The organism is Mycobacterium sp. E1747 (assembly GCF_001667775.1).
Taxonomy (GTDB): Bacteria; Actinomycetota; Actinomycetes; order Mycobacteriales; family Mycobacteriaceae; genus Mycobacterium.
Map to the genome: position 1 here is coordinate 22752 of NZ_LZJI01000053.1, position 13389 is coordinate 36140.

Genomic DNA, 13389 nt, shown 5'->3' on the forward strand with positions numbered 1-13389 from the left:
ACTCCCCCAAAGCCTCACCCGCCCCATACCCCGACTCGTTACTGGTCAAAACCCCGGCCCGTTGCGAGCTTGTCTCGCAGGCTCTTTGGCCGAATATCGGGCCAGTTTTGTTCGATGTATTCCAGACATGCGGCGCGATCCGCCTCGCCATAGACCACTTTCCAGCCCGCTGGAACGTCGGCGAAGGCCGGCCAGAGGCTGTGCTGCTCCTCGTCGTTTACCAAGACGAAAAAACTGCCGTTGTCGTCGTCGAACGGATTGATGCTCACAGTTCTCCAAGCTGCTAGTTGACATGAGTGGAACGGTTCCAAACCATACTGGAGCCACTAGCGTGCGTCCGAGATTTGGACAAAGTTCCCGGGGTGACCCGTCAGGCTCTTAATGCGCCCTAAAGATTGGGCTGGTACAGGGCTACGCAGCGGCCGCCGTTGGCCGCTGTGACCTTCAGCAATGGCTTACCGGCGCGGCTCGCAATTGGGCAAGGTCGACCTTCTAGGACGATGGAATTTTGGGTGCTTGTCGTTGCCTAGGATACCGGGGCGCGAGCCTCGGCAAAAATCACGACGAGGCGAGGCCCTTCCGGTCGGCGACGGAGCCACGAAAACGGACGCAAATCCCCCCACAGACGCACCGGCCGGTGCCCCTTGACTACGGCTGCGGATCGTCGTTAGCTGACCGGGGCTGCCGATGGTCAGCGACCCCGAGTTGGGCGGCAGGCGCCGGCCTGCTGAACCAGCCGGGTGAAAATCGAAAAGTGCCGTTACGCATGCGGTATGCAATTACGATCCCGTATCTCCTCGTCGAAGGGCTGATACGGAGACCGCTGGCGTGGTTTACTCATGAAGACCTGGTCGCGCTCCCCCGGGGGCGGGGCTCGTAAGAGGTGCCGGAGCACGACTAGTCTGCGGCGTACACGGCGATCGATGTGCCGCAGTCTGGTCTCGCGATCCGCATGTAACAGTTTGTTCGGGCCGGCGGATATGGCAAGAGACGTCAACACGGGCGGAAGGGGGTGCTGTGGTCGATCCCGACGTGCGGACCCGGCCCGATATCGCCATCACGAAAGGCCGCGACATCAGCCAACAGTCTGACCGCCGACGCCGTTTTCTGCCTTTTGCCCGCCGATCGTCAGAAGAGGTCGGCGGGATCCGGGCGCCTCGGGAAAACCGCCGGAGTCGCGGCGCCGGGATCTTCAGACTTTTGAAGCAAGTGTGGATCCCATTGGTGATCGCGGCCGTCGTTGCCGCAGGCGGATTAACGGTTGCCCGTCTGCACGGGATATTCGGATCCGAAAAGCGCCCTTCGTACGCCGACACCCGGCAACAAGACACCAAGCCGTTCAACCCCAAGCATGTGAAGTACGAGGTCTTCGGGCCACCCGGCACAACAGCCGACATCAGCTATTTCGACGCGAATGGTGAGCCGAATCACATCAACGACATCCATCTTCCTTGGTCGTTCGATATCGCGACCACCCTGCCTTCGATCGTGGGAAACGTTGTCGCGCAGGGCGATAGCGAGACGCTGGGGTGCCGCATAGTGGTGGATGGTGTGGTCAAAGCCGAGAGGATCTCACACGAGTTGAACGCGTTCACCTACTGCGTGCTGACAGCCACATGAGCAATCAAGATTTGGCTACCGAGCGGGCCTCGCAACCATTCTTCGCGCGGATGATCCACCGGTTCTCCGTGCCGATCATTTTGGGTTGGCTGGGCATCGCGGTGCTTATCAGCATCGGCGTTCCGTCGCTGGAACAAGTCGAGGCAGAGCACGCGGTATCGCTGAGTCCGATCGGCGCACCCTCATTCAAAGCGATGGAGCGCCTCGGTCAGGACTTCAAGGAAACCAACTCCGGCGCTTTGGCAATGATCCTGCTGGAAAGTCAACAGCCACTCGGCGACGATGCGCACCACTACTACGACCGTCTGGTTCGCCTTCTCGAAGACGACCACAAGCATGTGCAGCACGTCCAAAACTTCTGGGGCGACCCCATCACCCGGGGCGCGGCGCAAAGCCAAGATGGGAAGGCCGCATACGTCCAGGTGAACCTGAACGGAACCCAGGGCGGCAGCGCGGGTGACGAATCCGTCGCAGCGGTCCGCAAGATCGTGCAGAAGGCGGAGCCGCCCGCGGGTCTCAAAGTCTATGTCACGGGCCCTGCGCCGATCGTCGCCGACATGAATATCGCCGGCCAGAAGACGGTCATGTTGGTCACCGTGGCGAGTCTCGCCGTAATCTTCATCACCCTGCTGCTCGTCTACCGATCAGTCGTCACCGTAATTCTCTTGCTCTTGATCGTCGGGCTCGAATTGCAGATCGCCCGCGGAATGGTCGCTTTGCTCGGCCACTTAGGAATCGTTGGCCTCACCACTTTCGCCGTCAACCTATTGGTCGCTGCGGTAATCGCGACGGGAACCGACTACGGGATATTTTTCGTCGGCCGGTACCAAGAAGCCCGGTCGCTTGGCGAGAGCCGAGAAGTCGCTTTCTACACTACATTTGGCAGCGTCGCCAAGGTCGTCTTGGCGTCGGGTCTGACCATTGCCGGGGCGGTACTGTGCCTCAGCTTCACCCGCCTTCCCTACTTCCAGCCACTCGGCATTCCGTGCGCGGTCGGCATCGCGATCGCGGTGCTCGTCGCGCTTACTCTGGGGCCGGCATTGCTTGCCGCCGGCGGCCGTTTCGGGCTCTTCGAAGCGAAGCGGCCCATCTCGACGCACCGATGGCGACGATTCGGCACGGCCATTGTTCGGTGGCCGGCGCCGATCCTGATCGCGTCATTGGCGATCGCGCTCATCGGGTTGCTGACGCTGCCGAATTACAAGCCGAGCTACGACGATCAGAAATTCATCCCGCAGAGCATTCCGGCCAACGTCGGGTACGCGGCCGCCGAACGGCACTTCCCTGGCTCGCGAATGATGATGCCGGAAATTCTGCTGGTCGAGACGGATCATGATTTGCGCAACCCGACGGACATGTTGGTCATCAACAAACTGGCGAAAGGGGTTCTCGCGGTCCCGGGAATTTCTACCGTGCAGACCGTTACCCGGCCGGAAGGGGTCCCGCTTCAGCACACGACGATTCCGTGGATCATGAGCATGTCGCAGGCGAGCCAATTGCAGAACATGGCATTCCAGAAAGACCGTATGGATGACATGCTCAAGCAGGCTGAAGAGATGGGCAAGATGATCGCCATCATGGAGCACATGGTGGGCCTGATGCGTGAGCTGGTGACTACGACCCACCAGATGGTCGGCACAACGCATGAAATGCAAGACGTGACTTCCGAATTGCGCGACCACATCTCGAATTTCGAGGATTTCTTCCGGCCGATTCGCAGCTACTTCTACTGGGAACGCCACTGCTACGACATTCCGGTCTGCTTCTCGCTCAGATCCATCTTCGACGCGCTCGACGGCGTCGACGAGATCAACGACAAGTTGCAGGCCCTGGTGGGCAACCTCGATCAGCTGGATGTCGTACTGCCGCAGATGGTCATGGAGATCCCTCCGATGATCGAGATCATGAAGGGCATGCGCAGCATGATGCTGACGATGCACAGCACCATGTCCGGCGTCATGGGTCAGATGGATTCGAGCGTCAAGGATCCGAGCGCGATGGGGCAGGCTTTCGACGCTTCCCGAAACGACGACTCCTTCTATCTGCCGCCAGGAATCATCGACGGCTCCGATGCCTTCAAGCGGGTCGAGAAGGTGTTCATGTCGCCGGACGGCAAGGACTTCCGGCTGCTCATTTCGCAGCGGGGTGACCCGGCGACACCCGAGGGTCTTTCGCGGGTGGAGGCCATCAAGACGGCGGCCGAAGAGTCGCTGAAGGGCACGCCTCTGGAAAACGCCAAAATCTATCTCACCGGAACCGCAGCGATAACCAAAGATCTGGTGGACGGCTCCAAGTTCGACCTCTTGATTGCCGGCGTCTCGGCGCTCTGCCTGATTTTCATCATCATGCTGATCATGACGCGCAGTTTCATTGCCGCGATGGTGATCGTGGGAACGGTCTTGCTCTCCTTGGGGGCGTCCTTCGGCCTGTCCATCCTGGTCTGGCAGGACTTGCTTCACGCACCGCTGCACTGGACCGTGCTATCGACGTCGGTGATCGTCCTCTTGGCGGTGGGTTCTGACTACAACCTGTTGTTGGTGTCCCGCATGAAAGAGGAATTGGGCGCCGGCATCAACACCGGCATCATCCGTGCCATGGGCGGCACCGGCAAGGTCGTCACCAACGCCGGCTTGGTGTTTGCGTTCACCATGGGGTCGATGGTGGTCAGCGACCTGCGCAGCATCGGCCAGGTGGGCACGACGATCGGCATGGGCCTGCTGTTCGACACGTTGGTCGTCCGCGCATTCATGACGCCGTCGGTTGCCGCGCTGCTGGGGCGCTGGTTCTGGTGGCCGCAGCGCGTGCGGCCACGCCCGGCCAGCGCCCTGCTCAGGCCGACGGGACCGCGCCCGTTGGTGCGTTCCCTGTTGCTGAAAGATTCGCGATAAGTGGCGGGCTTTTACGTTTGGCCGGGAACGGGGCCGCATGAGTAGCCCGCCCCCGCGCGCCTTTTCCGCGTCGCGGATGGTTCGCAGGCTCGCGCTGCTGATCATCCTGGCCTGGGTGGCGTTCACACTGCTGGTTTCGTTCGGTGTTCCGTGGCTCGAGACGGTCGGACGAGAGCATTCCGTCCCGATGGCTCCGCAGGATGCCCCGGCGGTACAGGCGATGCAGCGGATGGGCAAGGACTTCAAGGAGTCCGACTCGGACAGTTTCGCGATGCTCGTGCTGGAGGGCCAGCAGCCACTCGGCGACGACGCGCACGCGTACTACGACCGGCTGGTCCGCGATTTGCGGGCGGACAGCAAACACATCGAACACGTGCAGGACCTGTGGGGCGATCGGCTCACCGCGGCGGGCGCGCAAAGCCCGGACAGCAAAGCCGTCTACGTCCAGATGAATCTCGCCGGTAACCAGGGCACGACCCTGGGCCAGGACTCGATTGCATCGGTGCGCCAGATCATCGCGCGAAACCCGCCGCCCCCGGGGCTGCACGCGTATGTCACCGGGCCCGCGGCGCTCGTTTCGGATATGCAGCACGCTGGTGACAGTTCCATCCTGAAGATGACCGTGATCGGCGCGGTGATCATCTTTACGGTGTTGATGTTCGTCTACCGGTCGGTCTTCACCGTGATTTTTCTGCTGATCACGGTCGGGATCGAGGTATTTGCGGCCCGGGGGGTTATCGCATTCCTCGGCGACAACGGCATTGTCGCGCTCTCCACGTTCGCCATCAACTTGCTGGTAGCCCTCGCCATGGCCGCCGGCACCGACTACGGCATCTTCTTCTTCGGCCGGTATCAGGAGGCTCGCCAGGCGGGCGAGGACCGAGAAACGGCCTTCGATACCACCTACCGCGGCGTCGCGCCCGTTGTCCTGGGTTCCGGTCTGACGATCTCCGGGGCGATGCTGTGCCTGAGCTTCACCAGGATGCCGATCTTCCAGACCATCGGTGTGCCGTGCGCTGTGGGCATGCTCGTTTCGGTGCTGATCGCTCTGACCCTGGTTCCTGCGGTCATCACCGTCGGCAGCGGATTCGGGCTATTCGATCCCAAGCATTACATCGGGTTTGGGCGGTGGCGCCGCGTCGGGACCGCAATCGTCCGTTGGCCGGTGCCGATCCTGGTCGCGACCATCGCGGTCGCCCTGGTTGGCCTGGTGACCTTGCCCGGCTACAAGACGAGCTACAACGACCGGGCGTATATCCCGAAGGACATTCCGGCGAATGTCGGTTATGCCGCGGCCGATCGCCACTTCTCTCAGTCCCGGATGATGCCGGAAATCCTGATGATCGAAGCCGATCACGACATGCGCAACCCTGCGGATTTCCTGGTGTTGCACCGACTGGCGAAGGGAATCTTCCAGGTTCACGGGATCTCGCGCGTGCAGGGCATAACCCGGCCCGAGGGCACGCCGATTCAACACACCTCGGTCCCCTTCCTGCTCAGCATGCAACAGGCAATCATTCACGAAGACGTGAAATATATGCAGGCTCGGATGGACGACCTGGTGGTCCAGGCCGACATGTTGGCCGAGCAGATCAAGCACATGAAGCGGATGTACGAGCTGCAAAAGCAGATGACCGCCCTGACTCATGATTCGATTGCCAAGACGCATGAGATGTTTGAGGTCGTTAGTGACCTTCGAGACGACTTATCGAATTTCGAAGATTTCTTCCGCCCCATTAGAAGTTATTTCTACTGGGAACGGCATTGCTACGACATTCCCATCTGCTTCGCGCTCCGCAACATCTTCGACACGCTCGATGGTGTCGACACGCTGAGCGACAAGATGAAAGAAATGCTCGTCCATCTCGACCACATGGATGCGCTCATGCCTCAGCTGCTCGAGCAGTTCCCGCCAATGATCGCGATGTCCGAGGACATGCGACAGATGATGCTGACGAATCACAGCACCATGTCCGGGATCATCGGCCAGATGGACAGCAACGACAAGGACGCCGTCGCGATGGGTGAGGCGTTCGACGCCTCCAAGAATGACGACTCTTTCTATCTCCCCCAGGACATTTTCGAGAATGCAGATTTCAAGAAGGCGATGAGCCAGTTCCTGTCTCCGGATGGAAAAGCGGCTCGGTTCATCATCTCCCACCTAGGCGACCCCGCGACGCCCGAAGGGGTGGCGCGAATCGACAAGATCAGGACCGCCGCGGAAGAGGCGCTCAAGAACACGCCGCTGGAGAATTCCAAGATCTTCATCGCCGGCACCGCGTCGACGTACAAGGACTTCCGCGACGGATCCACCTATGACCTCTTCATCGCCGGCGTCGGTGCGCTCTGCCTGATTTTCATCATCATGCTCATCCTGACGAGAAGCTTTGTGGCGGCACTTGTCATTGTGGGCACGGTGGCCCTTTCATTGGGCGCCTCGTTCGGGCTTTCGGTACTGATCTGGCAGTACATCCTTGGCATCAAGTTGCACTGGATGGTGCTGCCGATGTCCGTGATCGTCCTCTTGGCGGTGGGATCCGACTACAACCTATTGCTGGTGTCCCGGATGAAAGAGGAGTTGGCCGGCGGCATAAAGACGGGCATCATCCGCGCGATGGGGGGTACCGGCAAAGTCGTGACCAACGCCGGCCTGGTGTTCGCGTTCACGATGGCTTCGATGGTGGTCAGTGACCTGCGGATCATCGGTCAGGTCGGTACCACGATCGGACTCGGTCTGTTGTTCGACACCTTGATCGTGCGTTCCTTCATGACGCCCACGATCGCCACGATCCTCGGACGTTGGTTCTGGTGGCCGCAGGTCGTCCGGCCCCGGCCGGCCAGTCTGATGCTGCGCTCCGAGGGCCCACGTCCGCTAGTGCGTTCCGTCCTGCTGCACCGGGAGTTCGGCGACGATGCGCCGACGGCGGAATTACCAAGGACTACCGTCTAGATGGCAATTCATTCTCACATGGCGCTGCGTCGGCCCTGCGTTGTTCGCTGTTCGCCGAAGATGTCACGGAGGAGCATGTACGACCAATCTGTCCAACGTGATCTCAGCACCATGAAATACTCTCTAGGGTGAGCCAACTGGCAATCGAGGTTGTCGACCTAGCAAAGACTTTCGGGCGCGACACACATGCCCTGCGTGGCGTGAACTTCTCCGTTCCGGCAGGAACGGTGTGTGGTCTGCTCGGCCATAACGGTGCCGGCAAGACGACGACCATCAACATCCTGTCAACACTGATTCGCCCTACCGCGGGCCGTGCCACCGTCGCCGGATTCGACATTGTCCGCCAGCCGGCGCAGGTGCGGGCCAGCATCTCGACGACCGGGCAAAAGAGCGCGATGGATACGTTGCTCACCGGCAGGGAGAATTTGATCCTGTTCGGCAGGCTGCGAGGCCTACGTCGCCGACAGGCAAAGGCTCGTGCCGAAGAGCTGATCGAGCAGTTCGACCTGGGCGCGGTCGCCGATCGTCTGATCTCCACCTATTCGGGAGGCATGTGGCGGCGCACGGACGTCGCGTGCGCGCTGATGGTCCGGCCGAAGGTGCTGTTTCTCGACGAGCCGACCACCGGACTCGACCCACGCAGCCGCCGCGACGTGTGGTCCCTCGTGAGCTCGTTGGCCGGGCAAGGAGTGACCGTACTGCTGACGACGCAGTACCTGGAAGAAGCGGATCAGCTGAGCGACTCGATCGTCGTGATCGACCACGGGCAGGTGATCGCAAGCGGCACCGCCGAGGACCTCAAGCGCCGGGTAGGTGCCAGCTATTGCCAGGTGAGCCCCGCTGATCCCGCCGACCTGCCCAGGATCGCGACTGCGCTGGCCGGGTTCGAAGGGTTGGACGTCGACACCGACACCAACTCGGTATCGGTGTTCGCCCCCGACGGGGTGGCGACACTGGCCGATGTATTCCGCAGGGTCGATGCGCTGGGCATTGAACTCGCCGACATCTCGTTGCGCAAGCCCTCACTGGATGAGGCTTTCCTGCATCTCACCGAGCGGACCGTGGCTCGACCATGAGCGGCCTCGCAGCCCTGACCGAACGTTCGCTGATGTCCTCAGTGCGCGACGGAGGCCTGATATTCGAACTGGTGTCACCAGTTGTATATTTGGCCGGCTTCACCGTCGCGCTGCACGGCCTCGTCGACACCGGCCACGTGAGCTACGCGCAGTACTTGCTGCCTGCCGTGGTCGTCCAGTCGATGATCTTCGTCGCGCTGATGACGGCTGACCGCGCCGCCCGTGACCACTTATCGGCATTCGGCGAGCGGTTACGAACGCTGCCGATCGCCGCGGCAACGCCCGTAAGCGCCCGCGTGACAGCCACCATGATGCGTGGCGTCCTCGCCCTCTCCGTATCGATGGCGGCCGGCTACGCGTTTGGATTTCGGATGACCGGCGGAATCAGCTCTGCGGTAGCCTTCATGCTCATCGCGTTGCTGCTTTGCTTGGCCGTCGCACTGGGCGCCGACGCACTGGGTTCGCGCTCGAAAAGCCTGCAGGGTGCCAGCTATCTGCTGTTCGTCCCCCAGCTGCTGTTGTTCATGCTTTCCACCGGAATTGCTCCTGAGAAGGCGTTTCCCGGCTATTTGCGCGCGTATGTGCGCAATCAACCGGTGTCACAGGTCGCCGAGACGCTGCGCGGGCTGGGCGCGGGCCACCTATCAACCAGCAACTTGGCAGCGAGCATGGCCTGGTGTGTCGGGATGGTCGTAGTCTTCGGAGGCATCGCGCTACGAATGCAACGGCGAGCCGGATGACATCGGGGACAGGGGTACAGGGCTCGCTCGTGGCCCAGAGCTGGGTCCAGGCCGGCCGGCTGCTCACCAGATGGCGGCGCGACAAAGCCGTGCTCATGGGGTCGCTGTTGTTGCCCATCGGGCTTCTGCTGCTCTATCAAGCGGTCTTGGGTGAACAGGTGCGGCGAATTACCGGCGTCGAGAGCATATACGGGCTCGTCCCGACATGTGCGGTGCTGTCGGCGCTGTTCGGCGGCTTAGCCAACTCCGTTGGAATCACCGACGACCGCCAGACGGGGTTGATCAGCAGGATGTGGATGTTGCCGGTGCACCGCGCCAGCGCCCTGACCGGGCGGCTCACCGCGGAGGCTACGCGCGTGCTCATCGGCACGATCCTCATCACCGGGCTTGGAATCATCATGGGGCTGCGCTTCTCGCACGGGTGGGTCTCGGCATTGTTGTATGTACTGATCCCGTCGGTCGTGGTTGTCGAATTCGCAACGCTGGCAATGGCGCTCGTCATCCGTACCAACGGCCGCGCCATGACCACCTGGTTGGCGGGCGGCACCGTGGCGCTCGCCTTTCTCAACCCTGGCACAACGCCGGTCGGGCAGTATCCGAGTTGGCTTCAGGCGTTCGTCCGCCTGCAGCCCATCTCCCCTCCTATCGAGGCGATGCGATCACTGGCCCACGGCGGCCCGATCCTGTGGCCTGTTGCCGCCACACTGATGTGGGCGATCGCATTCCTCGCCGTCTTCTTGCCTCTGGCGGTCCGCGGGTACCGGATCGCTGCGGAGTCCAACGCGTAAGACGTTGCTGCCCTTGGTTTTTCAGGGGCTCGGCAAGGCGCTTCCCCGCCTGAGGCGAGATATCGACCTCCGGAGTAGGACCAGGTGCACCACGGCAACTATACGGCCGGTTCAGGGCTCGTCGAGGGTGGTTCCGGGGCGTCCTCGTCGGTTGGGAGATTGCTTGTGCACCTGGCATTCTCGCCGCCAGCTGAATAGCGGCTCGGGCCTGACTCGGGTTCGCCAAGCTGGTCCGAAGCCCGCTCTCGGCGCGCGGCGCGCCCCCTCAGACGGCGCTTCAACGACAACGCGGGTTTTTCGATGAGGAACCAGCTCACCGCGGCGGTTGGCACCGTGACTGCGATAGATATGAGGCAGAACAAGATTGAATTAAGGCGAACAAGTCCCGCGAGCACCAGCAACTGCTGGAGCGCGAACGCGTAAATGTACACGCCGTAGGACAGGTCGGTGGGGAATCTCATGCGCCTGTTTTTAATCAGGGAACCCGAAACGATGATGGCGTAGGCCATGGGGAGAGCGGCGATCAGCCGATAGTTAGGCAATACCGCCGATGACGCGAGGGCGACGGCGGCGCATACCGCGACGAGCGACCATTTAGCGGGAATTGCGTTTCTCAGTTGATGCACAAGAGCCCCGGCCAAGAACATGAGGGCGAATCGCGCGGCGTTGGCGGCGATCGCGTGCACCCCACCCCACCCCGGCAGCACCACCGACCAGGCCAGAGCCAGCGTCAACGCCAACGGGATAGCCCATTTCCGGCGAAGTAACCCAGCGATGCCAAATACCGCGACACCGATGTAGCACAGCACCTCCCACCCCAAAGTCCAGAGGGAACCGTTCCACATCCCCGAGACCGGGATACCGCGAGGTGTGCCGCCGATATCGAATTGAAACATCCACACTGCGCTGTTCTTCAAAACGTATTCGATCGGTGCTCGGGACAGCAGTAGCTTTGCCGCCGAACCACCCTGAAGCGCCACGCCGATGGGAGCGATGATGAATGCGGTGACGGCGAGGCACACCCATAACCCTGGCAGGATCCGCAGGGATCGTGCGATGAAGTATTGGCCGAGCTGGGGATTTCGGAGCCAGCTCGAGACGATGAGGTAACCAGAGATCGCAAAGAAACCGTCGACACATCCCAGGCCCAGAATCTGGACGAAAGGCGCGAACGGCATGCGCCCCGTAAGGGGGAAGGAATGCCACAGGATCACACCGGTCGCCAATGCCAAGCGCCACGCGTTGAGGGCATTTTTGCGTGGGTCGAACACTTCCCCGAGCGTCATACGCCCCATCTCCCCTTCACGCTGAGCAAGGGCCGTCGTGCTTCACTCACCCGTGACTCCAGATGCTTGCCGTGCATTGGATGCCGCCCGGTACCTGATCACGCGCGAGCGGACCGCGAGTTTCCGGTTTTCCTTGTCCTTCAAGAAGGCCAGCATTCTGCTGCAGGTCTCCCATGCCGCCACCCAGAAGTACATGGGGAGCCGTTTTCTGAACTCTCTGTCGACCCCCTCCCGCATACTGAGGCCGGTCATGTCGTTGTAGCGCGCGACGACGATATCCATGTACTGGGTTACTAGGGCTGGATTGGAGAAGCACCGAATGTTGAAGTCCCAGTCAGCCCACACCCGGTAGCGCAGGTTGTAGGGGCCGATCCCAGCGAAGAGCTTACGGCGGTAAAAGATCGATTGATGGCACAGATTCGTTTCGAACAGCAGGCGGTCGAGGTCGAAGGCGCCGGCGTGGCGAGTGTCGGTTGAGCGCATGATGACGTCGCCGTACACGAGATCACTGGTTTCGTGGTCGCGAATGAAGGCGGCCACTAGGGCTAGGGTGTCCGACTCGTAAAGAGTGTCGTCGGCCCCCAGGAACAGTAGCCACTCCCCCGTGGCGATCTCGACACCGCGGTTCATGGCGTCATAGGGGCCATCGTCGGGGCCACTGTGAATGACCAGACGGGCGCCGAGTTCGGTACCAAAGCCCCGCGCGATCTCGACGGTTCCGTCGGTCGACGCGCCATCGACGATAACCACTTCGAATTCGTCGTAGACCTGGTGGACGATACTTTCCAGGCAGGCTCGGATTGTCGCCGCTGCGTTGAAGGTGGGCACGATGATCGAGAACAGTGGCGCGGTCATGGCCCCTGTCACGTTAGCAGCGGACCGCCTAGTGTTCCCCTTCTTCCGAACAATCTCCGCTCAGGGATCGCCCGCTGGGTCACACCTGTCGTTTCGGCACGGAGTGACGGTCGCGCTGCGCGGTCAATTGTCGCCGCGGAAGAAAATGCCGTCGGCCTGCAGCATCCGCCCATTGCGCGGATCGGTGAAACCCGGCAGGAAGCCCGTGAGTACGAAGCCCATCGAATACACACGTTCGAGCGATTCATGAATGAGCATGTCCCCCTGGTACAACGGCAGGAAGGACAGTTCGAGTTGCATGCCGACGCAGCGGTCGTTGACCGTTTCTTTTGCACCCGCCAGCACCTCTTTCTCGAAACCCTGCACGTCGATCTTGAGAAACGTCACGTCACCGGGTTTCAAAAACTCTGGGGCAAGGGAGTCCAGCCTATGTATGGGCACTTCTTCTGTGCCGACGTAATTCGCAGGCGGGAAGGCATCCTGATGACTCTTGAGCATCGGCAAGACGGAACTGCTTGCGCCGGCGTTCCCTGCAACGTTGATCGTAATTGTCTGTTCGGCGTCACCCAACGCACATTGCCGACAATCCCACAATGGATCGTTTGCGGCCTTGCGTTGCAACTGATAAAAAGGCTCGGACAGAGGTTCGAACGAGACAATGCGGCCCTTGTATCCCGCACGCCGCAATGACGTACCGAATTGCCCCGAGTTCGCCCCGACGTCAATAACGACATTTATCTTCAGAGCTTCGAGTTGATTGATTAGGAGGCGTTTGCGATCGAAGTGACGCAGCGTCTCCATACTGACGTTGCGAGCGATCAAGCGAACATTGCGAAAGAATTCCACCGCGCCACATTAGCACGCGAATATGCGCGGAGGAGACCTCTAGGCGATGCTGAATCTGCGCGCGATGCTGGCTGCTCGGCTGTCCGGCCCACCCGCCCCGAAGGAGCGCCACCACGGTCAACGCACGTCGACGGGATGTGCCGCCCAGACGCACGCGGAGCGATTCTTCAATACGCGGGACGTTGCCCGTTCACTGCCTCACCGCATCCGCATTCTCGCGATACCAGGACACCGTTGCTTCGATGCCGCTCTGCAGCGTGATGCTGGGCAGCCATCCCATCTCCTGCAAGAGTGAGACGTCGAGCAGCTTGCGCGGCGTCCCATCCGGGTTTGTTGCGTC

General features: G+C 61.3%; 10 protein-coding genes and 1 pseudogene. 6 read left to right on the forward strand and 5 right to left on the reverse strand.

Going from position 1 to position 13389, the window contains the following annotated elements:
- Positions 1-38: 38 nt before the first annotated feature.
- Positions 39-269, reverse strand: a complete 231-nt coding sequence (locus A5695_RS06385) for an MbtH family protein (protein WP_067753920.1) — start codon at positions 267-269, stop codon at positions 39-41.
- A gap of 931 nt (positions 270-1200) precedes the next feature.
- Between A5695_RS06385 and A5695_RS06390 the strand changes: the two genes are divergently transcribed.
- From A5695_RS06390 to A5695_RS06415, 6 genes are all read left to right on the forward strand, one after another.
- Positions 1201-1620, forward strand: coding sequence for an MmpS family protein (locus A5695_RS06390; RefSeq protein WP_068079292.1), 420 nt, complete (start codon positions 1201-1203; stop codon positions 1618-1620).
- Positions 1617-4508: an RND family transporter gene (locus A5695_RS06395; protein ID WP_068079285.1), complete on the forward strand. Its 2892-nt coding sequence runs from the start codon at positions 1617-1619 to the stop codon at positions 4506-4508. Before A5695_RS06390 ends, A5695_RS06395 begins: the two co-directional genes overlap by 4 nt.
- A 37-nt stretch (positions 4509-4545) precedes the next feature.
- Entirely contained in the window at positions 4546-7458 is a 2913-nt protein-coding gene (locus tag A5695_RS06400) for an RND family transporter (protein WP_068079286.1), read from the forward strand.
- A 128-nt stretch (positions 7459-7586) separates the two neighbouring features.
- Positions 7587-8534, forward strand: a complete 948-nt coding sequence (locus A5695_RS06405; protein ID WP_068079287.1) for a daunorubicin/doxorubicin resistance ABC transporter ATP-binding protein DrrA — start codon at positions 7587-7589, stop codon at positions 8532-8534.
- Positions 8531-9274 (forward strand): ABC transporter permease, encoded by a 744-nt coding sequence (locus tag A5695_RS06410; protein ID WP_068079288.1) that lies wholly within the window; start codon positions 8531-8533, stop codon positions 9272-9274. The genes A5695_RS06405 and A5695_RS06410 overlap by 4 nt, the downstream gene beginning before the upstream one ends.
- A complete protein-coding gene (locus A5695_RS06415) occupies positions 9271-10062 on the forward strand; it encodes an ABC transporter permease (RefSeq protein WP_068079289.1) in 792 nt (263 codons plus the stop codon). Before A5695_RS06410 ends, A5695_RS06415 begins: the two co-directional genes overlap by 4 nt.
- 98 nt (positions 10063-10160) lie before the next feature.
- Here the strand turns inward: A5695_RS06415 and A5695_RS06420 are convergent, their stop codons facing one another.
- The 4 genes and pseudogenes from A5695_RS06420 to A5695_RS28930 form a co-directional block, all read right to left on the reverse strand.
- Positions 10161-11348 (reverse strand): acyltransferase, encoded by a 1188-nt coding sequence (locus tag A5695_RS06420; RefSeq protein ID WP_082945880.1) that lies wholly within the window; start codon positions 11346-11348, stop codon positions 10161-10163.
- A 42-nt stretch (positions 11349-11390) separates the two neighbouring features.
- Complete coding sequence (locus tag A5695_RS06425; RefSeq protein ID WP_068079293.1) at positions 11391-12203, reverse strand: glycosyltransferase family 2 protein; 813 nt, start codon at positions 12201-12203, stop codon at positions 11391-11393.
- A gap of 123 nt (positions 12204-12326) precedes the next feature.
- Positions 12327-13049, reverse strand: coding sequence for an FkbM family methyltransferase (locus tag A5695_RS06430; protein WP_068079290.1), 723 nt, complete (start codon positions 13047-13049; stop codon positions 12327-12329).
- 190 nt (positions 13050-13239) lie between these two features.
- A pseudogene (locus A5695_RS28930) lies at positions 13240-13389 on the reverse strand (GDP-L-fucose synthase); the annotation flags it as partial.

Excerpts from the sequence above, each read along its gene's own strand:
- A5695_RS06395 (WP_068079285.1), top strand. The coding sequence starts at position 1,617 with ATGAGCAATCAAGATTTGGCTACCGAGCGGGCCTCGCAACCATTCTTC.
- A5695_RS06410 (WP_068079288.1), top strand. The coding sequence starts at position 8,531 with ATGAGCGGCCTCGCAGCCCTGACCGAACGTTCGCTGATGTCCTCAGTG.
- A5695_RS06400 (WP_068079286.1), top strand. The coding sequence starts at position 4,546 with ATGAGTAGCCCGCCCCCGCGCGCCTTTTCCGCGTCGCGGATGGTTCGC.
- A5695_RS06425 (WP_068079293.1), bottom strand. The coding sequence starts at position 12,203 with ATGACCGCGCCACTGTTCTCGATCATCGTGCCCACCTTCAACGCAGCG.
- A5695_RS06420 (WP_082945880.1), bottom strand. The coding sequence starts at position 11,348 with ATGACGCTCGGGGAAGTGTTCGACCCACGCAAAAATGCCCTCAACGCG.
- A5695_RS06415 (WP_068079289.1), top strand. The coding sequence starts at position 9,271 with ATGACATCGGGGACAGGGGTACAGGGCTCGCTCGTGGCCCAGAGCTGG.